At 61.7% G+C, this 25914-nt stretch carries 25 protein-coding genes; 13 read left to right on the top strand and 12 right to left on the bottom strand.

Translation table 11 applies throughout. The features are described from left to right. Window position 1: 1 nt before the first annotated feature. Window positions 2-1498, top strand: coding sequence for an efflux transporter outer membrane subunit (locus tag NOV72_RS08100; RefSeq protein WP_245932944.1), 1497 nt, complete (start codon window positions 2-4; stop codon window positions 1496-1498). A gap of 76 nt (window positions 1499-1574) precedes the next feature. Here the strand turns inward: NOV72_RS08100 and NOV72_RS32200 are convergent, their stop codons facing one another. Next, entirely contained in the window at window positions 1575-1715 is a 141-nt protein-coding gene (locus NOV72_RS32200) for a hypothetical protein (RefSeq protein WP_181290915.1), read from the bottom strand. Window positions 1716-1849: 134 nt separating this feature from the next. Here NOV72_RS32200 and NOV72_RS08095 point away from each other — a divergent pair, with 134 nt between their 5' ends. After that, the gene (locus tag NOV72_RS08095) at window positions 1850-2821 is read left to right on the top strand and encodes an alpha/beta hydrolase family protein (protein WP_106854085.1); all 972 of its coding nucleotides are present in this window, start codon (window positions 1850-1852) and stop codon (window positions 2819-2821) included. Window positions 2822-2825: 4 nt separating this feature from the next. Here the strand turns inward: NOV72_RS08095 and NOV72_RS08090 are convergent, their stop codons facing one another. The 6 genes from NOV72_RS08090 to NOV72_RS08060 form a co-directional block, all read right to left on the bottom strand. Further along, window positions 2826-3575, bottom strand: a complete 750-nt coding sequence (locus NOV72_RS08090) for an IclR family transcriptional regulator (protein ID WP_106854084.1) — start codon at window positions 3573-3575, stop codon at window positions 2826-2828. An 18-nt stretch (window positions 3576-3593) separates the two neighbouring features. Continuing rightward, window positions 3594-4346 carry an amino acid ABC transporter ATP-binding protein gene (locus NOV72_RS08085; RefSeq protein ID WP_106854083.1) on the bottom strand — a complete coding sequence of 251 codons (753 nt, stop codon included), beginning with the start codon at window positions 4344-4346 and terminating at the stop codon, window positions 3594-3596. After that, window positions 4343-4987: an amino acid ABC transporter permease gene (locus NOV72_RS08080; protein WP_106854082.1), complete on the bottom strand. Its 645-nt coding sequence runs from the start codon at window positions 4985-4987 to the stop codon at window positions 4343-4345. Before NOV72_RS08080 ends, NOV72_RS08085 begins: the two co-directional genes overlap by 4 nt. Window positions 4988-5008: 21 nt before the next feature. Further along, window positions 5009-5725 carry an amino acid ABC transporter permease gene (locus tag NOV72_RS08075; protein WP_106854081.1) on the bottom strand — a complete coding sequence of 239 codons (717 nt, stop codon included), beginning with the start codon at window positions 5723-5725 and terminating at the stop codon, window positions 5009-5011. Between the two features lie 22 nt (window positions 5726-5747). After that, window positions 5748-6593 carry an ABC transporter substrate-binding protein gene (locus tag NOV72_RS08070; protein WP_106854080.1) on the bottom strand — a complete coding sequence of 282 codons (846 nt, stop codon included), beginning with the start codon at window positions 6591-6593 and terminating at the stop codon, window positions 5748-5750. Window positions 6594-6866: 273 nt separating this feature from the next. Continuing rightward, complete coding sequence (locus NOV72_RS08060) at window positions 6867-7175, bottom strand: hypothetical protein (protein ID WP_425428720.1); 309 nt, start codon at window positions 7173-7175, stop codon at window positions 6867-6869. Between the two features lie 122 nt (window positions 7176-7297). On the opposite strand from NOV72_RS08060, the gene NOV72_RS08055 reads away from it, so the two are divergent. Next, window positions 7298-7747, top strand: coding sequence for a YaiI/YqxD family protein (locus tag NOV72_RS08055; protein WP_106854079.1), 450 nt, complete (start codon window positions 7298-7300; stop codon window positions 7745-7747). 85 nt (window positions 7748-7832) lie between these two features. On the opposite strand, the gene NOV72_RS08050 is transcribed toward NOV72_RS08055, so the two are convergent. Both NOV72_RS08050 and NOV72_RS08045 read right to left on the bottom strand, forming a co-directional pair. Next, entirely contained in the window at window positions 7833-8477 is a 645-nt protein-coding gene (locus tag NOV72_RS08050) for a DsbA family oxidoreductase (RefSeq protein ID WP_106854078.1), read from the bottom strand. 102 nt (window positions 8478-8579) lie between these two features. Continuing rightward, window positions 8580-9968 carry a replication initiation protein gene (locus NOV72_RS08045; RefSeq protein WP_106854077.1) on the bottom strand — a complete coding sequence of 463 codons (1389 nt, stop codon included), beginning with the start codon at window positions 9966-9968 and terminating at the stop codon, window positions 8580-8582. 758 nt (window positions 9969-10726) lie between these two features. Between NOV72_RS08045 and NOV72_RS08040 the strand changes: the two genes are divergently transcribed. Together NOV72_RS08040 and NOV72_RS08035 are read left to right on the top strand one after the other, a co-directional pair. Further along, window positions 10727-11935: a ParA family protein gene (locus NOV72_RS08040; RefSeq protein ID WP_106854076.1), complete on the top strand. Its 1209-nt coding sequence runs from the start codon at window positions 10727-10729 to the stop codon at window positions 11933-11935. Continuing rightward, the gene (locus NOV72_RS08035; RefSeq protein WP_106854349.1) at window positions 11932-12903 is read left to right on the top strand and encodes a ParB/RepB/Spo0J family partition protein; all 972 of its coding nucleotides are present in this window, start codon (window positions 11932-11934) and stop codon (window positions 12901-12903) included. The genes NOV72_RS08040 and NOV72_RS08035 overlap by 4 nt, the downstream gene beginning before the upstream one ends. A gap of 2316 nt (window positions 12904-15219) precedes the next feature. Here NOV72_RS08035 and NOV72_RS08025 read toward each other — a convergent pair. Together NOV72_RS08025 and NOV72_RS08020 are read right to left on the bottom strand one after the other, a co-directional pair. After that, a complete protein-coding gene (locus NOV72_RS08025; RefSeq protein ID WP_181290913.1) occupies window positions 15220-15957 on the bottom strand; it encodes a hypothetical protein in 738 nt (245 codons plus the stop codon). Between the two features lie 145 nt (window positions 15958-16102). Continuing rightward, window positions 16103-17230 carry a porin gene (locus NOV72_RS08020; RefSeq protein ID WP_106854073.1) on the bottom strand — a complete coding sequence of 376 codons (1128 nt, stop codon included), beginning with the start codon at window positions 17228-17230 and terminating at the stop codon, window positions 16103-16105. Window positions 17231-17640: 410 nt separating this feature from the next. Between NOV72_RS08020 and NOV72_RS08015 the strand changes: the two genes are divergently transcribed. Genes NOV72_RS08015 through NOV72_RS07980 form a run of 8 tightly spaced genes read left to right on the top strand, consistent with a single transcriptional unit; the run spans window position 17641 to window position 24963 of the window. Then, window positions 17641-18669, top strand: coding sequence for an ABC transporter substrate-binding protein (locus NOV72_RS08015; RefSeq protein ID WP_106854348.1), 1029 nt, complete (start codon window positions 17641-17643; stop codon window positions 18667-18669). Window positions 18670-18672: 3 nt separating this feature from the next. Continuing rightward, entirely contained in the window at window positions 18673-19506 is an 834-nt protein-coding gene (locus tag NOV72_RS08010; RefSeq protein ID WP_106854072.1) for an ABC transporter ATP-binding protein, read from the top strand. Further along, complete coding sequence (locus tag NOV72_RS08005; protein ID WP_106854071.1) at window positions 19506-20345, top strand: ABC transporter permease; 840 nt, start codon at window positions 19506-19508, stop codon at window positions 20343-20345. The genes NOV72_RS08010 and NOV72_RS08005 overlap by 1 nt, the downstream gene beginning before the upstream one ends. 37 nt (window positions 20346-20382) lie before the next feature. Beyond that, the gene (locus NOV72_RS08000; protein ID WP_106854070.1) at window positions 20383-21768 is read left to right on the top strand and encodes an FAD-dependent oxidoreductase; all 1386 of its coding nucleotides are present in this window, start codon (window positions 20383-20385) and stop codon (window positions 21766-21768) included. Between the two features lie 17 nt (window positions 21769-21785). Next, window positions 21786-22934: a CaiB/BaiF CoA transferase family protein gene (locus tag NOV72_RS07995; RefSeq protein ID WP_106854347.1), complete on the top strand. Its 1149-nt coding sequence runs from the start codon at window positions 21786-21788 to the stop codon at window positions 22932-22934. Next, entirely contained in the window at window positions 22931-23704 is a 774-nt protein-coding gene (locus NOV72_RS07990; protein ID WP_106854069.1) for an enoyl-CoA hydratase-related protein, read from the top strand. The genes NOV72_RS07995 and NOV72_RS07990 overlap by 4 nt, the downstream gene beginning before the upstream one ends. Next, window positions 23704-24039 (top strand): ferredoxin, encoded by a 336-nt coding sequence (gene fdxA / locus NOV72_RS07985; RefSeq protein WP_106854346.1) that lies wholly within the window; start codon window positions 23704-23706, stop codon window positions 24037-24039. The genes NOV72_RS07990 and fdxA overlap by 1 nt, the downstream gene beginning before the upstream one ends. Window positions 24040-24048: 9 nt before the next feature. After that, window positions 24049-24963: a LysR family transcriptional regulator gene (locus NOV72_RS07980; RefSeq protein ID WP_106854068.1), complete on the top strand. Its 915-nt coding sequence runs from the start codon at window positions 24049-24051 to the stop codon at window positions 24961-24963. 18 nt (window positions 24964-24981) lie between these two features. Here the strand turns inward: NOV72_RS07980 and NOV72_RS07975 are convergent, their stop codons facing one another. Further along, on the bottom strand, window positions 24982-25401 hold the full coding sequence (locus NOV72_RS07975; RefSeq protein WP_245932943.1) for an MFS transporter: 420 nt from the start codon (window positions 25399-25401) through the stop codon (window positions 24982-24984). Between the last annotated feature and the right edge of the window lie 513 nt (window positions 25402-25914).

The raw sequence follows: 25914 nt of genomic DNA, 5'->3' as shown, positions 1-25914 counted from the left end.
CATGAATCATTCGACGATGTTCCCTTCCCGCTTCACCTGTCTGCTTCCGCTCGCCGCGCTCGTGCTCGCCGCTTGCACGGTCGGCCCCGACTATCGCGGCGCGCCGGATATCGCGCCCGACGCCGCGAAGAGCGGCGCATTCGTGCGCGCGCCGGCGCAAGGCGTCATCGCGACGCACGCGCCCGCGGCGTGGTGGCAATCGCTCGACGATGCCCAACTGAACACGTTGATCGACGCCGCGTTCGCGCACAATCCCGATCTCAGGATGGCGCAGGCGCGTCTGCGTCAGTCCCGCTCGCAATTGCGCGGAGAACGCGCCAACGAGTTGCCGAAGGTGTCGGGCTCGGCGGCGGCGCTGCGCATGCGTTCGCCGGATACGGCGATCTTCGGCTCTTCGTCGGGCGATCAGGGCGCGGCATCGACCGCACGCGGTCCCGTCGATTTCTACACCGTGGGCTTCGATGCCTCGTGGGAAATCGATCTCTTCGGCGGCACGCGCCGCGCGATCGAAGCCGCATCGGACGAAGCCGACGCCGTGAACGCGGATCTCTCCGACGCGCAAGTGTCGCTCGCGGCGGAAGTGGCTTCGGTGTACATCGACTTGCGCGATCAGCAGGAACGGCTCGCGCTCGCCGAACACACGGCCGACTATCAGCAGCAGATGCTCACGCTCACCGAGCAGCGCCGCGCGCGCGGCACGGCGGCGCAAGTCGATGTCGAACGCCTCACGACGCAGGTCGACACGACGCGCGCGACGCTCGTGCCGCTGCAAGTGCAGATCACCGATTCGCTGGACCAGCTCGCCGTGCTGACGGGCCGCACGCCCGGTGCGCTCGATGCCGAACTCGGCGCGCGGGCGCCGCTGCCCGCGTTGCCGTCGTCGGTGCCGATCGGCGATCCGGCGACGATGCTGCAACAGCGGCCCGACATTCGCGCCGCCGAGCGGCGTCTCGCGTCGAGCAATGCGCAGATCGGCGAGCATATCGCGGACTATTTCCCGAAGGTGTCCTTGCTCGGCGATATCGGCTTTTCCGCGTCGAATCCGGGGCACCTGCTGCGCAAGCAGAATTTCTCGTGGGTCGGCGTGCCGTATCTGCAATGGAATCTGTTCGACTTCGGGCGCACCGCGGCGAACGTCGATGCCGCCGAAGCCGCCCGCGACGAAGCCGAAGCGCGCTACGAAAAAACCGTGCTCGGCGCGTTGAAGGACGCCAATTCGTCGCTGTCGCGTTACGGCAATCAGCGCGAGCATGTCGTGCGGCTTCAGCAGGTTCAGGCATCGGCGGAGCGTTCGGCCACGCTCGTGCGCCAGCGTTACACGGCGGGTGTCTCGACGCTCATCGATCTCCTCGACGCACAGCGCACGCAGTTCGCCGCGCAACAGGACGTGGTGGCCGCGCAGGCGGAATTGCTGAAGGATTTCGTGTCGCTTCAGAAGAGTCTGGGACTGGGATGGGAGGTGTCGGGCGCGACGGAGTCGGTGGCGCGCGTTCACTGAAGCGTCGCATCGAAAGAAAAAAAGCCCCGTCAGTTCAATCGCGACGGGGCTTTCGGCTTTCGGCAGCGGAACGTGCTTACTTGCAGTGGCGTTCCCAATGATGATGCACGCGCACCTTGTGGCAGACCGGTTCATGATGATGCGAAGCAGCGAAAGCCGGAGCGACGGAAAAAAATGCCATGCCTGCGGCAAACACGGCGATAACAGCCTTTTTCATGAGTTCGTTGTGTTAAAGAGGAAAGAGGCGAAATCGTAGCAGCGTGAGATTACGAGCACCTTGGTAACGCCGCGGCAATCGATGCGCGGACGGCCATTGCTTCGACGAACGGACACCCAGGGAGGCCGACCCTCGTGAGATTCGCTGCCGTCACCGCGCTTGCGATCGTTCTTGCGCTTCTTGCCACGCCGTGTTTTGCCGCCGACGTCGGCTTCGAGGAAATCAGGATCGCGAACGGCACGGAGTCGCCGCTGACGGTCGGAATCTGGTATCCCGCCGACGCGCCTGCGACCGAACACGCTTCGGGCGATCCTGCATCGAAGGTCGTGGGAAACGGGCTCGCGCTGATCGTGATGTCGCACGGCGGCGGCGGTGCGTACGACAGCCACCACGACACCGCCATCGCGCTTGCTCGCGCGGGCTTCGTCGCGGCGGCGGTGAACCATGCCGGCGATACATTCGACGACCAGTCGCACGTTCTGGAGTTGTGGCGTCGCCCGATCCAGCTTCATCGTCTCATCGATTACATGCTCACGGAGTGGGCGGGCCGCGAGCATCTCGATCGCGCGCGCATCGGGGCCTTCGGCTTTTCGAACGGCGGTTTCACCGTGCTCGTGGCCGCCGGCGGCGTGCCGAACCTTTCCGAGATCGCGCCGTATTGCCGCGCGCATCCGGACCACGACTTGTGTCAGGCGCTTCAGCATGCCGGCGTCGATCCCGGCGTCAGCGCGAACGTGCCCGGCGACGCATGGGTTTCGGACTCGCGCATCGAAGCGGCGGTCGTTGCGGCTCCGGCTTTCGGCTTCACCTTCGGACGCGCGGGCCTGAAGAACGTGCGCATCCCGATCCAGCTCTGGCGAGCAGCCGACGACCGTCATCAACCGGATCCTTTCTACGACGAAGCCGTGCGCGCGAACCTGCCGCAGCCACCGGAGTTTCACGTCGTCGCGGGCGCGGGACATTACGACTTCCTGCCGCCCTGTAGCGCGCGCCTGATGCGCACGATGCCGGCCATCTGCGCGAGTGCGCCAGGCTTCGACCGCGCGGCGTTCCATGAACGTTTCAACGCGGAAGTGGTGCGCTTCTTCCAGGCAAAGCTGCGATAAGCCGCTATCGGTGCGACAGCGCCCGCGCGGACTGCAAAAGATCGTCGAGCATCGCCTGCCGCCGTTGCGGATCGGTATCGCGGCCCGTCATGAAGCACAGCGCCGCGATCGGCAGTCCGGCGCGATCGCGCACGGGCGCGGCCATGCACAGCCGGAACGCGTTCGACAATCCTTCCGTGCAGCAGTAGCCCAGTTCCTTCGCGTGCTGGACATCGCGCATGAATTCATCGAAATCGATGTGCACGCCGTTGTCCAGCGTGAAATCCTCGCCCGGAATCAAGGCGCGGATTTCTGCCGCGTTCATGTGGCCGAGCAGCAGGCGTCCGGTCGCGGTCCACGGAATCGGCACGCGCACGCCGATGTCCGAACTGATGTTGAACGGCCGCGCGCTGTTCTCGGACAACACCACGGTGTACTTGTTGCCCTCGAGCATGCACAACTGCGTGGTCTCGTCGTACTTGCGCACCAGCGCGAGTATCGACTGATGCGCGCGGCTGATCAGGTCGTTGTGCGTGGCGTAGTCGGAGCCGTAGTAGTGCATCTCGCGTCCGAAGAACACGCTGCCGTCGGCGGAGGTTTCGAGCCAGCCGACTTCGGCGAGAATCGCGACCAGTTCGTAGATGCTCGAACGCGGCGCGCCGGTCGCTTCGATCAACTCGCGCATCGTCATCGGGCGCTGGGCGAGATGCAATTGCCGGAACATGGCAATGACCCGGTCCACGCCCCTGGCGCGCGACGATTCCATGACAGCCATTCATTCGCTCCGTATGCGTCAATGGTCGAGCACGCGATGCAGGAACTGCCGGGTGCGCTCGTTCGATGGACTGACGAAGATCTGTTCCGGCTCGCCCTGCTCCGCGATCACGCCTTTGTCCATGAACACGACGCGATCGGCGGTCTTGCGCGCGAAGCCCATTTCATGCGTGACGACGACCATCGTCATGCCGTCGCGCGCGAGTCCGCGCATGACTTCGGTGACTTCGCCGACGAGTTCGGGATCGAGCGCCGACGTCGCCTCGTCGAAGAACATGATGCCCGGCTCGACGGCAAGCGCCCGCGCAATCGCGACGCGCTGCTGCTGTCCGCCGGACAACTGGCTCGGGTAATGGTCGGCGCGATCCGCGAGCCCGACGCGATCGAGCACGTCCATCGCGCGCTTGCGGGCATCGGCGGGATTCATCTTGCGCGCCTTGATCAGCGCGAGCGTCACGTTGCCGAGCGCGGTCTTGTGCGGAAACAGATTGAACTGCTGAAAAACCATGCCGACATGACCGCGAATGTCGCGTGCGCGTTTCGGATCGTGCAGCGGCACTTCGTTGACCCAGACTTCGCCGGAATCCGTCGTTTCCAGTCCCGCCATGATGCGCAGCACCGTGCTCTTGCCCGAACCCGACGCGCCGATGAGCACGAGCACTTCGCCCGCACGCACGTCGAGATTGATCTCGTTGAGCACGCGCGTCGCGCCGAATGCTTTACTGACGCCCGAAAGCGAAATGACGGGCTTGCTCTGACTTTGATTGCTCACGACAGTCTCCTGCGGTCATGGTGGCGCACCCATTGCGAAAGCGGGAAGCACACGACGAAATAGATGATTGCGACGAGTCCGTATATCTCCACCGGCTTGCCGATGCGATCGACGATCGCCTGCCCGCCGTGCATCAGTTCCGACATGCCGATCATGCTGACGATCGACGTGTCCTTGATCAGCGACAGATACTGTCCGATGAGCGGCGGCAGCACGATCCTGCCGGTCTGCGGCAACACGACGAACGCGAACGCCTGCATGCGCGACAGACCGAGAATCTGCGAGACTTCCCACTGGCCCTTCGCCACCGACTCGATCCCGGAACGGAACACTTCGGCGATATACGCGCCCTGATACACGGAGAGCCCGATCACGCCGGCGGCGAACACGTCGATCGCATAGCCGAAGTACGAGACGCCGAAATAGATGAACATCAGCGTGATCAGCACGGGCGTGCCGCGAAACAGCTCGGTATAAAGGCGCGCGATGCGATCCGTGCCCCACGGCCCGAACGACCGCAACACGGCGGCAAGGAGGCCGACCAGCGTGCCGCCGACGATCGACGCGACGGACAGCAGCAGCGTCGTCACGAGACCTTGCAGCAGGATCGACAGACTGGTTCCCAGCAATTCGATTGACATGATCCGACTCCGATACGGGCATCAGGCGCGATTGGCGCGGCGCAATGCGAAACCGCCGAACCGCGCACGCGGCCGGACGACGAGCGGCGGATGAAACATCCGCGCGCCGAGCAGGTTCGCGATCCACGACAGCACGTTGCTCAGCACCAGATACACGACGAGAACGACCGCGAAGGTCTGGACGTAAAGCAGCGTGCGCGAGTTGATGACGGTCGCGGTGCCGGTCAGTTCGGGCAATGCGATCGCCGACAACAGCGACGTGCCGAGCAGCAACTGAATCAGGTAATTCACGATCGCCGGATAAACCGCGCGCGCGGCCTGCGGCAAGACGATCTCGGTGAAGATCTGGCCGCGTTCGAGGCCGAGAATGCCCGCGGCTTCGAGCTGTCCGCGCGGCACGGACTGAATGCCGGCGCGAAACACTTCCGACAGATACGCGCCGACGTTCAGTCCCAGTGCGATCACGCCCGCCCAGTACGCGTCGAGCGAAATGCCCGCCGACGGCAATCCGAAGAACACGATGAAGATCTGCAGCAAGACGGGCGTATTGCGGATGATTTCCACGTAAGCCCGCGCGATGAACCGGACAACGGCCACCGGCGACATGCTCGCCAGCGCCGTCAAAAGACCGAGCAGCACCGCCAGCACGAACGCGAGAAGCGTCACCTGCAGAGTCAGCCAGCCGGCTTTCAGGAACTCGGGGACATAGCCCCACAAGGTGAGCCACTCGTAACTCATGTCAGCCTCCGCGTCGCTCGGATTAGAACTGCGGGTTGAGCGGATAACGCGGATCGGTGCCGAACCACTTCTTGTAGAGCTGCGCGTTGAGCTTCGACGCGTTGATGTTGAAGAGGAACAGATTCAAGTAGTTGAGCCACGCCTGATCGCCGGCCTTCACGCCGAAGCCGTTGTACTCGAGCGGCACGAGCGCTTCGTTCGTCACGGTCAATTCGGGGTCGAGTGTCGCCTGATACGCGAGGAAGTTGTTGTCCTCGATCATCGCGTCCGCCTGACCTTGCTTCACGGCGAGAATCGCGGCCTGCGAGCTGTCGTATTCCTGGATCTTGATCGGCATATTCAGCGAGCGGACTTCATCGCCGTTGGTCGAGCCTTTCACGGTCGCGATCGTGCGATTGCCCATGTCCTTCACGGACTGAATGCCGCTGCTCTTCTTGACCAGCAGCGCTTCACTCGCTACGACGTAAGGCGTCGTGAACTCGATGACCTTCGCGCGCTCCAGATTGCGCGTGAAGTTGCAGAACACGACGTCGACCTTGCTCGTCTGCAGATTCGGGATCCGGTTCGCACTCGTCGTGTTCACGACTTCGAGCTTGACTCCCATCTGCTTGGCAAGCTCTTTCGCGAGATCGACGTCGTAGCCATCCGGCTGGCCGTTCTTGTCGTAGAAGCCGAACGGCGCGAACGTCAGGCAATCGCCGACACGCAAAGTCCCACGCTGCAACACGGCCTGAAGCGTGGAAGCAGAACCTGCGGCCGCCGCACCGCCCTCGGCCGGCGTGGACACCTTGGTACACGCCGACAACGCCAGCGCACCGGCGATGATGAACAGAGAGACAGTTCTGGCGCCTAGAGTCGAGAGTTTCATGTGCAGGTCCTGAGTTTGAGATGGAGCAGGGAACCGGTTCCAGACTCGGTCCGCAGCGGAAGACGAGTGATCGCTTGCTGTCCGGTATATCGGACAGACATCTGGCTAATCGGAATGCAATGCAGTGTTGGGTAATAAAATGTCGCGCGCAAGGCGCCTGAACCCTAATTGCACGGGAGTTTTTGTTCAGCTAATAAGCCTCGCAGACGCACGGGTGCCAGCCATCACGGCAAGCATGATGGCGCTCCCGCTCGTGCGTTCAATCGGCTGCGATTATTGGCTCGCGCCCGTGCCTATCCCCGCTTTCTTCTGAGCGTTCTGCAAATCCTGGGGATAGTTGGGGTCATTCGCGCGGCCTGGACTGTAGCCCGCGTCTTCGAGTTTCTTCAACTCGGCGTTCTTCTTCGCGCGCGCCTGTTTTCGCGCGGCCTTCTTTTCCGCTTTCGTCATGGGTGCGGCCTGGGTCGCGTCGGTGGCGGCCGAACCGGTATCCTGAGCATAGGAAAGCGGGGCCGCGGAAGCGCCCACAACGCCCATGATGAGTGACACAGCAATGCTTGCCAGCTTCGTTCTCACGGTGATTCTCCGTCTGGGGGAGATGCGTTCGAAGGCAAGTATAGGGCGTTCGGGTTCGCGCTGCGCCGCTCGAAGACCTCATCCGATACTCGTCGCCACGGCGACATGACATTCCGGGACACGAACCGATGCAAATCATCGTCGATGCCGACGCCTGCCCTGCCGTCGTGAAAGACATCCTCTTTCGCGCGGGCCCGCGCATGAAGGTCAACGTGACGCTCGTCGCGAATCAGTTCCTTCGCACGCCACCCTCGCCGTGGATACGCGCCATTCAGGTGCCCGCCGGTTTCGACGTGGCCGACGCGCGCATCGTCGAGATGGCCCAGGCCGGCGATCTCATCATCACGGCGGACATTCCGCTTGCCGCCGCGGCGATCGCAAAGGGCGCCTTCGCGCTCGATCCGCGTGGCGAGTGGATGAACACGGACAACATCGAGGAACGCCTGTCGATCCGCGCGATGATGGATCAGTTGCGCGGCTCCGGCGTCCAGACGGGCGGACCTCCGCCGTATGCGCCGCGCGACGGGAAAAATTTCGCCGCGCAACTCGACCGCTTCCTCGCAAAGAACGTTCGATAGACACGCCACGTCCTTCCGATAGACGGGACGAGGCGCGCATTTGCTGGATCAGAGCTGGCGCGAACCGCGCGCTTTCTCCTGCGCTTCAACCGTTCTCGTCGATGATCTTCCGAATCGCCTGCTCGAACGCTTCCGAAGGCTGACCGCCGCTCACCAGATATTTCCGGTCGAAGATGATCGCGGGCACGGACTGAATGCCGAGTTGCTGAAACTCTCGCTCTTCCGCGCGCACTTCATCGGCATACGTTCCGTTTTCGAGCACCGCGCGCGCCTGGTCGCCATCGAGACCGACGCTTCGGGCCGCTTCGACGAGAACGTTCCGATCGCTCGTATCCTTGCCGTCACCGTGATATGCACGCAGAAGCGCGAGCTTGAGCGGCAGTTGCTTGCCTTCGATACGCGCCCAGTGCAGCAGCCGATGCGCATCGAACGTGTTGTACACCCAGTTGCGTTCGCCGAAAGCGAAGCCTTCCTGCGCGCCGCGCTCGCGGATCATCGCCTGCGTCTCGCGGATCTGCTCCGGCGTGCGGCCATACTTGCGGCCGAGATAATCGACGATGCGCTCGCCTTGCGGCGCCATGTCCGGATTCAGTTCGAACGGATGCAACGTGATGCGGGCATCGACGGTATCGCCGAGGCGTTCCAGCGCGCGCTGCAGGGAAGAGAGGCCGACGGCGCACCACGGGCAGGCGATGTCGGAAACGAAGTCGATTTGGAGAGGGCGGGACATAAGCGTGGTGAAAATTGAAGAACGATCGGACAGGCTAGCGCAAATCGTCCTGGCTTGCCTCGCTCGCCCGGCCGCCGGACATTTCGCCGCTCGGATTGACACTTATATCGCGAGGCCCCTGCCCTTCACCGATCGCGCCTTATTGAATACGTACCCCGAGAACCCATCGCGCAGATCGGGATACTTCTGGATGACGGCTTCGACGAGATCGCTCGACGGATCGATGCCCAGCCTGCGCAGCGTCAGCTTTCCGCCCGGGCTCGTTCTGTAAGTGCGGCGCCAGTCGTCGCGCTGTCGCGGCGTCGCGGCTTCGTACACTTCCCATCCTCGACGGACTTCGTCGACGATCCGGTTCTGCGCGCTCACGTCTTGCGCCGCGACCTGCAATGCACGACGCGCCTCGGCTTGCTCCTTCGCCTCGGCCTCCCGCTGATCGGTCAACGCCAGGCCTTGCTGGATGTGTAACATCTGACGCTCCGCGTCCGAGACGATCCAGCCTTCTTTCAGCGCCTTCATGAAGAAGCCCGCCGGACTCTTCGATACCTTGCCCAGTTTCAAGCTGAAACGCGTACGCTCGATCGCCTGCTCCAGACGTGCATCGGTGTAGGTATCGCGGTCGGAAGCGATCTGGCCGAACTGCGCGCTCGACAGCCCGATTTCCTGCTTCAGCGTCTGGTACAGCGACTGTGCGTGCTCGTGCGTATGAAGCAGCCGCTCAGCCATCTCCTTTCGCTCGACGCGAAAACGCATGCGCCCGATCTTGCGTGAACCCGGCTCGTTACGTGTCTCGTACGACAGGGAAAGATCGGAGACCTCATTGATTTGATCCACGGCCGGCGCTAGCCAGTCCCGCTTGAAGTACTTGAATTCCTGTGCCTTCGCGCCCATCGTTCCTTGCCAGGCGCGCAGTTCGTCGAGCGTGAACCAATCGGTTACACCCTCGCCCGCATAAGGAAGCAGGTGGTCGTACATCACGCGTGCATAGCTGAGCGTGAAGAGCGAGGTAATGCGCAGGCTCAGCCAGTGCGATTTCCCCGGACCCCGAATGATCCCGATGAGATCCGGGGGCACACGGAACTGGAAACGTCCGCCCACGTAAGAAATCCGTCCGATCAGTTGAACCGATCCGAATGGCTTGGACCCATCGGCGTCGGGTTCCGCGGTCGCCTGAATGAGCGCTCTCTGCGCCTCCGTGATCACCTGCTCCAGATGCGCGTTGTTGCGGCTCGAGTAACGCATGAGCCATTTGAAATAGTCCAGTTCGACGTCGTATAGATCGTGGACCTTGTGTTCTTGAGCGACGATGAAATACGCGGCGTCGATAAGACGTCGCGCCGACACGCCGAGATCGACGATCCGAATCAGGACGTTCTTGCGCGAGAAGCCAATGTCCGACCGGGCAGCATCGACGGGAAGGCCTTCGGTATTCGCATCGTCGAATAGCGCCAGCGCCAGTTGTCTGGACGTGGCCACCTGCCCTTCTGCCGTCATTGCGCCTCCGCATCAAGCGACGTGTTTGTTAACGAGCGGTACGTTAACGGCTGCAAGGTGAGCTGTCAACACAAACTACCTCACCTTGCCTCGGCATCGACACAGAAAAGCTCACCTTTCCCGGTGTCCGTCACATTTTCCCTCACCATCGACGCCCATACGCCTCACCTCCGGCGCCACTTCACATCACCTTGGTGGGGTAAACGCAGCACTTTGGCGATCAATCCACATCACCTCGATCACAGTAAACCTCACCTTGCCGACTCAACTATCTGATTTTCAACGATATGGTTGGCGCTGTTGGTGGTGGTAGGTTTTCATTTCTTTAAATAACAAACCACCGAGAGCATGAAGTTAACTGTGATTAGCGCAGATGCTTGAGTTTGAACCTGCAGCAGTTACGAGGGCGATATCTGCAAGCGGTTTGGTGAGGCAAATTGTGAAAGGACGAACGACGCTTCCGTTTTACCGGCGCTGACCCATTCGCTGAGGTGAGGTGTTTTGTGTCGAGGCGTCAGCGACATTGTTGTCGGACTGGCCAGAAACCAGTTTCGTCGGGCGACGAGCCAAGCCAAGTCACGGAAAGATATAGGTTTTTTGATGTCAACCACGGCGTCTGCAAATTTCTTTCGATTCCAATGGCGATTTATCGCTCTGGCGAGTATTCTACGGTTTGATATCAAGTTACACCAAAACCGTGGAAACATCACGGAGCGTGGAGAAAACACCTCACCGTGGATCTATAAGGAAACGCCCGAATGAATTTGAGTGAACTGCCAGGGATTAATCGACGGGTGAAGCTCTCCAATCTGGGAGAGTTCGCCGAGCGTTTGTCGGTCATGACGAACGAACTCCGTGATCAGATATTGGCCCCGAGGCCGCGGAAGACGGCTCCCGTTTTCACGATCGGCGAACTCTCGGACATGTGTGGAATTGACCGTCAAAAGATCAACTACCTGGCGACCAAGGAAGGAAGCGAACTGCCGCCGGGCGAAACGCATGGGACGGGCCGCGCCCGCATTTTTTCTTTGCCGGATGCCCGAACCTGGGTGCAACAGGTCTCGGACATCTATCAGACACCGCTCGTCACCGGCACGCGCGAACATCGCGGGCGCGTCTTGATTACCGCCAACTTCAAAGGCGGCTCCTGCAAGACGACGACATCGATGTGCATCGGTCAAGGATTGAGTCTGCGTGGTCGAAAGGTTCTCATGATCGACCTGGACCCACAAGCGTCGCTCTCAGAGTTGTGCGGCTTGTACGCCGAAAAGGATCTGACGTGGGAGGACACTGTCCTGCCCTATATCTATGACCCGGATATCGAAGGCGGCCTTTCGTCGAAAGTGCAGACGACGTATTGGGACGGTCTCGATGTCATTCCGGCGCACAACTATCTGCATGACGCCGAGTTCCACCTGCCGACTGCTCAGAAGACGAATGCGAACTTCGAATTCTGGTCTGTGCTGCGGAAAGGGATCGAGCCGCTGCGCGCGCAATATGACTACATCATTCTCGACACCGCGCCGTCGCTATCTTATATGACGCTGAACGGACTGATGGCCGCCGACTCCATGGTCATGCCGCTCGTGCCCGAGAGCCTGGACTTTATCTCTTCGGTGTCGTTCTGGTCGCTGTTCGCGGAAGTCGCGAATGGTTTCGTGGAGCACGAGGTCGACAAGACCTACGACTTCGTCTCGGTGCTTCTCTCACGCGTGGACTATGGCAGTACGTCGTCGGCGCCCGTTGTGCGCTCCTGGTCTCAGCGGGCTTACGGAGATTGGCTGCACACCACGGAAATCCCGGCTAGTTCGGTGATGAGTAACGGCGCGTTGGCGTTTTCGACGGTGTTCGATTTATCGCGTGCCGAAACAGTAGCGAAGACCTTGGCGCGCGTGAAGCAACCGATGGTGGACTACTGCAAATGGATTGATGACCAGTACGTAGCCCAATGGAGGGCAGGACAATGAGCAGCCTTCGCGATCGCATGATGAGCAAGACCGCCGAAGTGCGGGCGGCAAAAGACATCCAGCTCGATCCGCAGCAGGAGAAAGCTGCGAGTCCGCGTACCGCGCCCGGGATGGCCGCCGCGCTGGCCTCGGCACAGCAGCGCATTGCGCAGCTCGAGCAGGCCGGTCCTGCGTCAGAGGCGCCCGTAGCCGATATTGTTCCGAATCCTTGGCAGCCGCGTCAGGTATTCAACGACGCGAAACTTGTTCAGTTGGCTGAGTCGATTCGCGAAGCTGGACTTGTTCAGCCGATCGTGGTTCGCCGCGTCGGCGCGGGATTTCAGATCGTGGCGGGCGAGCGTCGGTGGCGCGCGCACAAGATGATCGGGAAGGAGTCGATCAAGGTTCTGGTCGTCGATCTCTCCGACGAAGAAATGGCGATGCTAGCGCTCGTTGAGAACGTGGCGCGTGAGGATCTGTGCGACTACGAAATTTCGCGATCGATTCGACGGACGGAGAAGGAGTTTCCTAACCGCAAACGAATGGCCGAAGCGTTGGGAATTTCGCGTTCTGAGCTTTATCGCTATTTGTCGTTCGGCGAATTGCCGGACTTCGTGCTCCAAGATCTGGATGTACAGCCGCGGTTATTGGGGGCGACCGCGGCGGAGAGTGTGGTTTCGGTGTTGCGAGGTCGAAATGACGCGGCATTCGAGATCGCCAAGGATTTGTGGGCGAGGGTGGTTGCGGGCGACTTGGAGCAGTCGAAACTGGGAAAGGCGATTAAGCAGGCGTTGGAGGAACAAGGAAAGCCGGCGCCGGGCGTCAGTGATCGTAGCATCGACAAGATTTTCGCAAGCGGTTCTCAAGCGGGATCGATCACCAGGGACTCGATGGGACTGACTGTAAAAATCAAGGCGGGGATGCTGACGGTGGATAAGGAGAAGCAGATAAGGGATCTGGTTGCGCAGTTGTTTGCAGACAATGGGTGATTTGGATCGAAGCTGTTATCTGGACTGAATCGTTTCGAACGATGCGCTTGAGATACGCGCTGTCTCAGAGGCAGTGTCTCAACTTGGGACACCCCCGCGTGAAGATCCAACCGACACAATCTGCCGCAGATCCGACGCGTGTCCCTACTTGGGACACTCCTTCGTGCGGCGACTAGGCGCGCCAGCGACGATCTACTTACCTAAAGCCGCGCCCTCGTGGCAAATCAGGCTTGGGTCTCGGTTGATGCTAGTCGCCAAGCTTCGCCTGATTAGTCAGGTGATGTCTCACGGCAACTACGCCGCTCCGTCTTTTAAAGACTTGGTCGCCCGAACGATCCCATTAACGAGCGGAGCGAGATCGCAGCGAAGATAAAATCTCACAAAGGTCGCGAAGTGGTGCAGTCTAAGCATCAAAACAGAACGGATCAATAATGGCTCGGACGCGATTTGCCAACCTGAGAGCGCCAAACTCCACACCAAAAATCCCGCGTAATTTGCTGCCATCGCCAATCGGTCACAGCGACCGAGCCCAACTCTGACGACGTTCACTACCCGTGATCCTATACGTCACGAAAACGTGCAATCGCTGGCACATCGACCGAAAGAATCGCTCAGAGAGTTTCGTCTTAGGATGGCGAGTGGCCCCCACTCTTTCGGCTAACGACAAGAAGATGTTTGGGACGCATGGGCGGGCAGAACCGTTGACGACGATGGTTCGAGCGAGCGCGACGTAAGCCGGCGCCTCTGATGAATCGGACATGCGCCGCCTTAAATTCGGGCCATCTCGGTCCAGCGGGAGAGATTTCCGCGGTTGAGCGCCCGAAGGAATGGCGCATGGATCTTGGCGAATCGATGCGCCGAAGGTAACCAGCGAACCCTGGCAACTAAGTTGAGACGAAAGATTGACGCACGCTCGCGCTCAGAGCAAGGCGGTAAGCGATCTCGTCCGCGTATTTCGCTCACATGGGGCGGCCAAGCCAATCCTCTTTTCGCTGCGCAGCAAGGTGGCACGACACAGAGAAGACAAAGACGTCGGCGTGGTCTAAAGGTTCTCTGACATCTCATTGAAACGCGGAGCAATTGATTCAACTCGGGGCCGAAATTTCTGCCTATGAGTGTAGTGCGTGATGAAGGTCAAAGCGTGTCCAGCGAGGATGTTACGTCACCGGCTGACTGCCGGTTTTCGAGCGAAAAATGCCTAGCCACCAGAACTCAATCCACCCACACCCCCTTCTAATGCCCGGCACCGGAAATCGTGAAACATTGCTTGCAACAGCGACAAGCCCTGAGATCCTTACTAGCAGAAGGTTCAACGCCGTTTTTCATCCTCTTTCGAGGAATTGTTTCACGGCGAGGCAGGCGCTATCGCCCAGAAGATCATATGGATTGGCCGTGGAGCACGGACGCAGAGCGATGCGATCAAAATCGTAACAAAAAACACAAGAAATGTTTTGATCGACACGAAACTAACGCAACCGACCAAGCCATAAGAAAATGGCCTCCCCGACGCGATCCGAATCCATCCGAGACCACTCGATGTGGCCAGCCCGAGCGTGGAGAACGTCCACCAGGGAAGTGGTCCAACGCTCCGCTATCGCACCCGGGATTTCGCGAGCGTACGTGCGCGGATGAAGTTGAAAGCGCGCCTTCGGTTCAAGCCCGGGCTCAGGCTCGGTATGAAAACGTCCAACACCGCCAGCAACGAAAGCAGTACAGCAGCGACAAACCCCATCGTGCCAAGGAATTCAAGGACAGCCATGTCCACCTCACCCGGTCGTTCATTGTGACGGAACATCGATTGCATTGAGTATGCGCGTAGCGATGCCGGCTCAATGTCTAGATAAGCCGTCACAACATGCGTCTGTTCGGCGCTTGAGCGAGCACGGAAATCGACATTCTTCGACCACCGTTTGCCGCTGCGTCGGCGCTTTAGCCACGCACGCATGCCCCGCGCTTGAAATGCTCGCCGAATCGCGTGCGATTTGTTCACGAACCTGCACGACCGCAGCGAAGACGAAAGGGTTGAGCGCAATCGCGAAAGTCACGATCCGAATTGCGCTGCGCCCGGTTCGGTCGCTTTGATGTGTGCTGCAAGCGAGAGGGCGACTGCGGCGAGACAGCGCTGTTCGAAACTGCATTGCAAATCGCGGTTCAACCGCAGTCATTCAACGCAACTAACGGTCTTGTCTCAGCGCGACTAGCAAGTCGCCAACAGCCTGTGACAATCGCACAGGCTGTCTAGCGTCCAATCGATCCGTCCGGGCTAAGAGACGCAGATGGGTCGCGGGCAGAGCATAAAAAAATTCAAAACTCGCCTCACTTCGTACCCGCAACAACAAACGCATCCGACCGGTCGGGCAACGTCAGCGCCGCCAGCACCTCCCCAGCGCTGAAGAACACGACACCCGTGACCGTGACGCCTGGATAGAGACAAGGCGCGCCTCCAAACGAAACAGTAGCGTCCAGAAAGTCCTTGTTCCCATGCGGCGTTGCCGTTCCGCTGAACGTACAGCCGCTCGCTCCCGTACCTTTGATCGCGCCGTCCTGCCCGATCACGAACGTGGTGGTCTCACTGCCCTTGATCGATCCCGCCGCGCCCGAATACGCCCCCGCGACGGACGACAGCGAAATCGCCCGCTCATACGTGCCGTCGTAAGTCAGATTGAACTTGAAGCTGTTCTGCTTCGCCGCGCTCGTATAGATCACGCCCTGGACGCTGTTCTTCTCGTTGTAACCTGCGAGTACGGGCGTATCGCCCGCGCCGTTGCCGGTGATGTCGAAGGTGCGAGCGTTGTCGGACTGGAAAGTGCCGTGAGAGGCAGACGACGTGCCTTGCACCAATCCAAACGCGTTGGTCGTCGTGTTTGCATACACGAAGTAGAACGCGCCCGTCTCGAGCACGACGCCGGCGACGGCGTTGCCGTTTGCATCGGTTCCTGCGTAAAGGCCTTGGGCGGCGTTTGCCTCGGGCGCGCTTGGCGCGTTATCCGATCCACCTCCGCCGCATCCGGCCAAAGCGACTGTAAGTGCAGATACCGCAACGACGAGTTTCATGCTTGTTCTGATGTTTTGACTTGCATTCGCGGCAAGGAAATGAAAGGAGCCAATCTCGGTCTCGAAAAAAACGGCGCGCCGTTCTGGCAGCCGATAAAGACTTCCTTTCTAACGGCATCGGAACTTGCAACTTTAGAGCGACGCATTACCACCGATGCCTCAACCCGACGACGGCCGAGACCTGCGTCTTCGTCGTCGATGGCGACAGCGTATAGATTTGCGCATACGGGGCGTCCTTCGCCGCATGCTGATAGACGCCGACGAGGAACACGTCCGTGCGCTTGCTGAGGAAGTAGTTCGCGCCCGCATTCACCTGATGCCACGCTGGCGACGCGTCCTGCGGATGGTACTGCCCGGTCGTATAGATGTACGCCGCGCCAAGCAGCAAATCGGGCAACACATAGTCCGTCAGCGAGACTTCGAAGTTCTGCAGCGTCAATCGTGACTCGTCCAGATAGTCGAAGCGCGCGTTCGTATAGAGGAACGACGCGCTCACCTTTCCGAACGCGTAAGCGCCGCCCGCGCCGTACATGGTCTGTCTGCGCACGCCCGCGCCCGTCGCCGGGTTGGTGATGAACGGCGACGTGAAGCCATAATCGCCGACGACGGCGCCGTTCGGGTTGTTCGGGTCGTTCGGCTCGTTGACGAGCAGGAACGCCGCGCCCAACGACAACGGACCTCTGCGGTATTGCACCGCCGCGCTGTAAGCGTTGTTGTCGGAAAAACCGCCGGCGCGATTCGAGAATCCGTACAGCGCTTCCGCCTGAAAGCCGCCATAGTCGATCGTCTTGTACTGCACCGCGTTGTTGATGCGGAAGGTGTCGAACACGTTGTCGCTGTCGCCGATATGCGCGCCGTACGCCGCGAACTGGCACGCCGACTCGAACATGCACAACGTGACCGCCTCGTCGTATTGACGCCCGAGCGTGATCGTGCCGAGCGTATTCGACGACAACCCGACGAACGCCTGCCGCCCGAACTCGCGTCCGCCCTGCGAGAGCGTGCCGTTGCCGATGTTATAGCCGCTCTCCAGCGTGAAGATCGCTTTCACGCCGCCGCCCAGATCTTCGGTGCCCTTCATGCCCCAGCGCGGCGTCTGCATCGGGCCGCTCGAGAACTGCCATGTCGAATGTCCCTGCTTGTCCGCGCCGCGTTGATTGTTCGCGTAGACGATGCCTGTCGAAACCAGTCCATAGAGCGTCACGCTGCTCTGGGCGAAGGCGCTCTGAACACACAGCGCGCTTGCGGCGATGACCAACAAACGTCGTTTCATGGCTTTCCTGTTGTATGAGTTTGAACGGAAACGTTGCGATCGATAAGGATGACGAATCAGTCTTCCAGAAATCCGGCGCTGGTTTCCGATGTCATCGGCCACAGCGATTCACCCCGGCTGCGACAGATTCTTGCGGAACAAAAAACGCGCCGGATAGCACCGAATTTGGCCACCAGCGAGCGAATTTTTAGCGCGCATCCGCTTCCTGGCCGTGCGCATTGCGTACGCCTTTCGCCTCGCGCGCGGGTCGCCGGGTATACCCGCCCGATCTAATTTCGGCATCACTCATCGCCAAAAATGATGCTATGCGGGGACACTTTTGGCTGCTGACAATGGGATCACTCGGCATCACCCGTCACACGAAAGACCGTTGAAAAGGGGAGCCCATGCAGGAAACACCGGAGACGAAAATGGCAATGATCGAAAGCGCGGGACGGCGACGCATGTTGCGCACGCTCGCCGCAAGCGCGTTGGCGACGAGCGGCGGCCTGCTGTCGGTGCGGGCGTTTGCGGGCGGACTCACGACCGTCAACATGCAGCTCGGCTGGGTGCCGGGCGGCAATCAGGTCGGCGAGGTGGTCGCGAAGCGGCTCGGCTATTACGAACAGGAAGGCATCGATTTCCACATCCAGCCGGGCGGCCCGAACATCGACGGCGTCGCGATCGTCGCGTCGGGGCGCTTTCAGGCGGGCGAGATTTCGTCGAGCCCGTCGATCATGCTGGCTGTGTCGGAAGGCTTGCCCATCAAGTGCATCGCGGTCGGGCTCCAGCAACATCCGTATACGTTCTTTTCGCTGAAGAAGGCGCCGATCCGCTCGCCGCAGGACATGATCGGCAAGCGCATCGGCATTCAGTCGACGGGCATGGTCCTGCTGCGCGCGCTGCTCGCGAAGCACAAGATCCCCGAGAGCCAGGTGAAGATCGTGCCGGTCGGCGCGGACATGATGCCGCTCGTCGCCGGTCAGGTCGATGCCGTCACCGGCTGGCAAACCAACACCACGGCGCTGAAGCCCCTCGGCGCCGATCGCGTGGACTTGCGTCTGTGGGACACCGGCGTGCGCCTCTACGCGCTGCCGTATTACGCGACCACGTCGACGCTCAAGGAACATCCCGAGATCGTGCAGGGTTTTCTGCGAGCCACCGCGCGCGGATGGATGTACGCCAATCAGAACCGCGATCAGGCCATCGACATGCTCGTGAAGGACTATCCGAACCTGAATCGCGTGGACGAGCGCATCGCGATCGATTCGCTGATGAGCTACGCGTTCAACCAGACGACGCAAACGCAGGGCTGGGGCGCGATGGACGCGAGCGTCTGGGAAGAACAGATCGCGATGTACGGCCAGCTCGGCCAGTTCCGCGCGGCACAGCCCAAAGTCGACGACGTCATGACGATGGACGTGCTCAAGGCCACTCATTCCTCTCGCCTGAAGGTGTAACCCATGCATGCTGCCACTTCGAATCCGCCGCGCGCGGGGCGGGCGAGCGCGCGCTTCGCGTTGCCGCAAGACATCGATTGCGCGATCAGTTGCCGCGACATCAACGTGCGTTTTTTCACCGATCGCCGCAGCGTCACCGCGATCGAAGGTCTCAGCCTCGATATCGCGGCGGGCGAATTCCTCACGCTGCTCGGGCCGTCGGGCTGCGGCAAGTCGACGTTTCTGCGCGTCGTCGCGGATCTCGTCAAGCCGAGCCGCGGCAGCGTCAGCGTGCTCGGCGCCGCGCCGCAGGCCGCGCGCGAGCGGCGCGACATCGGCTTCGTGTTTCAGGACGCCGCGCTCTTGCCGTGGCGCACCGCGATCCAGAACGTCGCGCTGCCGCTCGAAGTCGCGCACGGCAAGGCGCGCGCCGGCCGGGCGACGCCGCGCGAACTGCTGGAACTCGTCGGTCTGAAAGGCCGCGAGGATGCGTTTCCGCACGAGATGTCGGGCGGCATGCGCCAGCGCGTCGCGATTGCGCGCGCGCTCGTCTGCGATCCGAAAGTGCTGCTGATGGACGAGCCCTTCGGCGCACTCGACGAGATCACGCGCGACCGTCTCAACGAAGAATTGCGCCGCGTCTGGAAGGAACTCGGCCTCACGACGCTCTTCGTCACGCACAGCATCTACGAGGCCGCGTTTCTCGGTCAGCGCGTGCTCATGCTCGCGGCGAACCCGGGACGCGTGAAAGAAATCGTGCCGGTCGATCTGCCCGAGGATCGCACGCTCGACATCCGCGAAACGCGTGAATTCGTCGAACTCACCGCGCACCTGCGGCGCGTACTGGAGACTTGCTGATGGCTACGTCCGAAATGAACCTGAACGTGCCGGCCAACATGCCGGACGAGGAATCGCAGGCGTGGCGCGCGCGCCGTCGCCAGCAGGTGTGGCGCGCGCGCATGTTGCCCGCGCTCGGCGTCGCGAGCCTGATCTTCGCGTGGTGGGCGGTGGTCGCGGGCTTTCATGTGAAGCCGTTCATCGCGCCTTCGCCGGCGCTCGTGTTCGAGACGCTCTTCGCCAAAAGCGACGTGCTCCTGCAGAACCTCGTGCCGACCGCCATCGAGGCTTCGCTCGGCTTTCTGCTCGGCAATTTCGCGGCCATCGTGCTGGCGACGATCTTCGTTCACAACAAGACGCTGCAGGACATCTTCTATCCGGTCGCGGTGATGATCAACTCGATTCCGGTGGTCGCCAAGGCGCCGATTCTCGTGCTCATCATGGGCAACGGTCTGGAGCCGAAGATCACGATCGCGGCGATCGTCTGCTTCTTTCCGACGCTCGTGAACATGGTGCGCGGTCTCGAAGCGGTCAATCCGCAGGCGATGGAACTGATGCACGTGCTCTCCGCGAGCAAGCGCGAAATCTTCTTCAAGCTGAGGCTCTACGCATCGCTGCCGTATCTGTTCTCCGCGTTGCGCATCGCGGCGTCGATGTCGGTGATCGGCGCGGTCGTGGGCGAATGGATCGGCGCAACGGAAGGCATCGGCGCGATGATCATTCAGGCGACCTACGCCTTCGACTCGGCGCTGCTCTACACGGCGATCATCATGAGCGCCGTTCTCTCGGGCTTCTTTTTTCTCGTGATCGCGGCGCTCGAGCGCTGGCTCGTCAAGTGGCAGCCGGAAGGCGTCCGCTGAATCCGACGCGATACGAACCATCAACACTGGAGACGAAATGAACATGATCAGCGACTGGATTCAGGAACCCGCGCGCGATGTCCGCGTGGCGGCGCAGGCGAACGTCGTCGTGGTCGGCGGCGGTCCGGCGGGCTTGTCCGCGGCGATCGCGGCGGCACGCAACGGCGCGGAAGTGATCCTGCTCGAACGCTACAACCATCTGGGCGGGCTTGCATCGGGCGGCATGGTGCTCGTGCTCGACGACATGTGGGACAACCATCTGCACGAAATCTCCGTGCGCGGCACCTGCATGACCTTCATCGAACGCATGGCGGCCCGCAAGCTCGCGTATTTCCCGCGTGCGGACGAATGGGGCGACGATCCGGCGTCGTACCGAAAGTGGGGACGCTGGGGCACGTTCGACTTTCATAGCCAGAAGAACCCGCATCCGGTGTGCTTCGCCGCGGCCTTCGATCCCGACGCGATGAAGCGTGTCGCGCTCGAAATGGTCGAGTCGCTCGGCATCAAGCTGCGGCTGCATTCGTGGTTCTCGCGCACGCTCGTCGAGGACGGCAAGGTAAGGGGCGTGATCTGCGAGACCAAGAGCGGGCGCGAAGCGATTCTCGCAGATGTCGTCATCGACGCGACGGGCGATCTCGATGTCGCGGCGTCGGCGGGCGTGCCGCATGTCGGCGGCAGCTACATCACGACGACGGTGTTCCGGCTCGGCGGCGTCGACACCGAAGCCGCCGAACGCTTCGAAGCAGAGGATCCCGAAACATTTGCCGCGATCGACCGCCAGATCAAACGGATTCTCGGCGGATCGTGGGGCTACTGGTGGCTCAAGACGCCGCTGCCGGGCGTCGTGTGGTGCAACTGCCCGCACATGGCCGGTCTCGACGGGCTGAAGCCCGAAGACCTGACGCGCGCCGAAATGCAGGGACGCAGCCACATTCACGCGGTCGTGGAGTTCGCGCGCGAGAAGCTGCCGGGCTTCGAGAACTGCTATGTGATCGATGTCGCGCCGCAGACCGGTGTGCGGCAAACGCGTCTGCTGCAAGGCGAATACGTGATGACGAAGGAAGACCTCGCGCAGCGCACGCGCTTCTCCGACAGCATCGCGCGCGGACGCGACTACTACATGCCGTATCGCGTGCTGCTGCCGAAGGAGATCGACAACCTGCTCGTCGCGGGCCGCCATTATTCGGCGACGTCGCAGGCGCAGAAGATGTCGCGCGAAATTCCGCCGTGCATGGCGATGGGCGAAGCGGCGGGCGTCGCGGCGGCGCTCGCGCTGAACGCGGGCGTCACCGTGCGCGACGTCGACGTGACCGCGCTGCAAAAGACGCTGCGGGCGCAGGGCGCGGACCCCGGCGATCAGAGCGGACGCAACGCGGACATTCCGCCGCTCGCCGCGCATATCGATGCGAGGGAAGCGGCATGAGCAATACGGAGAACACGATGAAAAAGCACGATCTTCCATTGACCGGCGTGCGCGTGATCGACCTCACGCAAGTGATGATGGGCCCCGTCTGCACGCAGATGCTCGCGGACTACGGCGCCGATGTCGTCAAGATCGAGCGGCACGGCGCGGGCGATCTGAGCCGCTCGACTTTCGAGCCCGTGGCGGGCGCGGACAACCCGATCTTCTGCAGCCTGAATCGCAACAAGCGCAGCGTCGCGCTCGATCTGCGCGATGCATCGCAGATGGAGGCGTTGAAGGCGCTGATCGCGGATGCGGACGTCGTCGTGAACAACTTCCGCGCGGGCGTGATGGATCGTCTCGGTCTCGGCTACGAGCACTGCCGCGCGCTGAATCCGCGCGTCATCTATGCGGTCGGCACAGGCTTCGGCGAGACGGGACCGTATGCGCACAAGGGCGGACAGGACGTGCTCGCGCAGGCGATGAGCGGCGTGATGGCCCGCCGCGCCGACGACACGCTGCCCGTCTCCGTCTACCCGACGGCGCTCGCGGATTATTCGGCGGGCATGCACATGGTGCAGGGCATTCTGCTCGCGCTCTTGCATCGCGAACGCACGGGCGAAGGGCAGAAGGTGAACGTGTCGCTCTACAACTCGATGCTCGCCATGCAGATGCAGGAAGCCGCGATGATCATGATGGCGGACTCCGAAGTGAACTGGGCCGCGATGCCGCTCTCCGGCGTGTTCGACACGACGACGGGCCCGCTCGTGCTCGTCGGCGCGTTCAAGGCGAATCCGTTGCGCGACATCTGCGCGGCGCTCGAGATCGACGACATGTCGCTCGATGCGCGCTTCTGCAACCTGAACCAGCAGTTCGCGCACAAGGCCGAATTGCAGCGCACCTTCCGCGAGCGCTTCGCGAGCGACAGCCGCGAGCACTGGCTCGCGCGGCTCGAAGAACAGGATCTGCTGTGCGCGCCGGTGCGCGATCTGCGCGAGGCGCTCGTCGATCCGCAGACGCTGCACAACCGGCTCGTCATCGAAGGCGACGGAGAAGGCCAGCCGGTGCGGCTGATCGGCAGCCCGATCGAACTGTCGAACGCGCCCGTCGAACTGCGCCGCGCACCGCCGCGGCTGGGGCAACACACCGCCGAGGTTCTCGGCCTCACGACGACGGAGGCCGTATGAGCGTGCGCCTCGTCATCGATCGACATGTAGCAACCGTCACACTCGCGCGGCCCGAGGCAATGAACGCCGTCGACCTGCAAACGGAAAGCGAACTGCAACGCATCTGGAGCGAGCTGGAGCATAACCGCGACGTGCGCGTCGTCGTGCTGACGGGCGAAGGCGAGCGCGCGTTCTGCGTCGGCGCGGATCTCAAGAATCCCGCGATGAGCGGCCTCGAATACTGGGCCGCGCCGCGTCCGGGCGGCTTCGGCGGCATCGCGCTGCGCGAGACGCTGAACGTGCCGGTGATCGCGCGCGTGAACGGCTACGCGCTCGGCGGCGGCTTCGAGATGGTGCTCGGCTGCGATCTCGTGATCGCGTGCGAGGAAGCGAGCTTCGGCCTGCCCGAGGCGCTCGTCGGCCGCATGCCGCTCGACGGCGGCATGACCTTGCTGCAACGGCAGATTCCCTATCGTCAGGCAATGGCGATGCTCATGACCGGACGCCGCATCTCGGCGCACGAAGCGCTGGCGATGGGTCTCGTCAACGAAGTCGTCGCGCGGGCGGAACTGGACGCGGCCGTCGAACGATGGGTCGATGCCGTGCTCGCCTGCGCGCCGCTGTCGGTGCAGGCGATCAAGCAGGTCGTGCGCCGCACGTCGACGCTCTCCGCGAGCGAGGCGCAGGCGCTCCGGCTTCCCGCGCTGGTCAGCGCGCTGCAGTCCGAGGACGCGCACGAAGGCGTGCGCGCGTTCCAGGAAAAACGCAAGCCGCAATGGAGGGGATGCTGATGGCGTACGTGATCGGGTCGCCGTGCATCGACGTGAAGGACGGCGCATGCGTGCAATGCTGTCCGGTCGATTGCATCTACGAAGGCGGGCGCACGCTCTATATCCATCCGGAGGAATGCATCAACTGCGGCGTGTGCGTGTCGGTGTGCCCGACCGAGGCGATCTATCACGAAGAAGAATTGCCGCGCGGAGAGGCCGCGTTCGCGGCGGTGAACCGCGCTTTCTTCGACGCGGACGTGAGCGCGCTCGGTTCGCCGGGTGGCGCATCGGACGTCGGCAAGGTAGCCTTCGATCACCCCGTGGTCGCGTCGTGGCCGGTGCGGGTATCGGACTGAGGGCAAGCGATGCACGCGAACGTTCTGAAGTATTTCGTCGAGGTCGCGCGGTGCGGATCGATCCGCAAGGCCGCGCAGAATCTCTATGTCGCATCGAGCGCGGTGAACCGGCAGATACTCAAGCTCGAATCGGAAATGGGCACCGAGCTTTTCGACCGCTTGCCCAACGGCATCCGGCTGAACGCGGCGGGCGAGCGCGTCCTGCAGCACATTCGCGGGACGCTGAACGATTTCCACCTGATGCGCAGCGAGCTCGACGAACTGAAGGGCGAGCGCAAGGGCCACGTCTCCGTGGTGGCGATGGATTCGCTGTTCGTCGATTTTCTGCCGGCGACGGTCGAGGAATTCTCGGACGCGTATCCGGCCGTCACGTATTCGATCGCCGCCGTGCCGCCGCACGATGTCCCGCCGCGCGTGCTGAGCGGCGAGTACGACGTCGGCATCACGTACATCACGAAGCTGCCCGCCGGGCTCGATGTCGTGACCGAAGTGCCCTTGCCGCCGGGCGTCGTGATGGCGTCGTCGCATCCGCTCGCGAAGCGCGAGCGCGTCACGTTCGATGCGTGCCGGAATCACGCGTTTCTGCGTCTCGAAGGCCGCTCGCCGATCCAGGGCGTCATGAGCAGCGACTTCCCCGCGTTCTGGGAATCGCTGCAGCCGAGCGTCACCTGCAACTCCACGACACTGCTCAAGCGCCTGATCGCATCCGGGCGCGGCATATCGTTCTTCTCCAAGCTCGCGTTCCTCGACGAACTCTCGCGCGGCGACGTCGTGTGGCGCCCGATCGACGACGAGAACATCAACGCGCTGACGGTCGGCATCATCGTTCCCAGCCAGCGCGCGCTGCCGCATGTGACGGGTGAGTTCGTCGAGCGCATGGTGCGCAGGCTGAAGCATGTCGAACTGACGTTGCGCGAGTTTTGAATTCCGCCAGCGTCGCCGCTAATTTGCTTTGCACAGATCACGCAGGCGCTTGCCGGCCATCAGATCGTTGCCGAGCTTTTCGAGCGATACGCCGCGCGTTTCGGGAACGTAGAAGAACACGACGATCCCGAACACGACGTTGAGGATGGCATACGGAACGAAGGTGTTCGCTTCACCAACCGTCGACAGCAAGCTGAGGAACGTGGCCGCGACCGCCATGTTGGTCACCCAGTTAACGAGCGTCGAAACCGCGATGCCGAAGTCGCGTCCCTGCTGCGGTTGAATCTCCGAGCAGAGAATCCATACGAGCGGACCCGCGATGAAAAGCAGCAGCGACGCGACCGCCAGAACCTGAGCCGTCAGCCCCGCCACGCCGGCATGCAAGAGAAACCCGAGCGAGCACATCCCGATCGCCCCGAACGTCGCCACTACATTCACGAGACCGACGATGACCGTCGCCCATTAGTTGCTGCTCGTGCGTCGCGAAGCCGGCTAGTTCGAAGATGCGCGGCGCGTAGTACATCACGACATTGTCAACACGCCGAGCAGCACGGAACAGCGAAAGTTCATGTTCTTGCGCAGAAGGTTCCATCCGCGCTGCGGACGCGTGTTGTCCTCGCTGACCTGTTCGAACTCGGCTTCGACGTCGGCCGGATTGGGCGCGTCTGTTCTATTTCGCCATTCGACTCGAAAATAGTCTGATTAATTTTTTTTGAAAAAGGCGCTTGACGGCATCGAAATTGGTCCGCATAATTCGCCTCCCGTTGAATGACGGCGCGCAAGAAACGAAGCGAAATCGCTGAGAAGTTCTGCGTAATGCTCTTTAAAAACTAACAGCCGATAAGTGTGGGCGCTTGATAGCGAGTGCGGTTGCGGTGCTTAGGCGCTGCAGCAATAGCAAAAGTATCAAGAGTCTCACACGAAGTATCAGAGGAAGGTTTATCTGTCTTA

The organism is Caballeronia novacaledonica, assembly GCF_900258035.1.
In the GTDB taxonomy this organism is placed as follows: Bacteria; Pseudomonadota; Gammaproteobacteria; order Burkholderiales; family Burkholderiaceae; genus Caballeronia; species Caballeronia novacaledonica.
The sequence above is the reverse complement of the archived record's forward strand: the minus strand, read 5'-3'. Positions and strand labels throughout refer to the sequence as shown.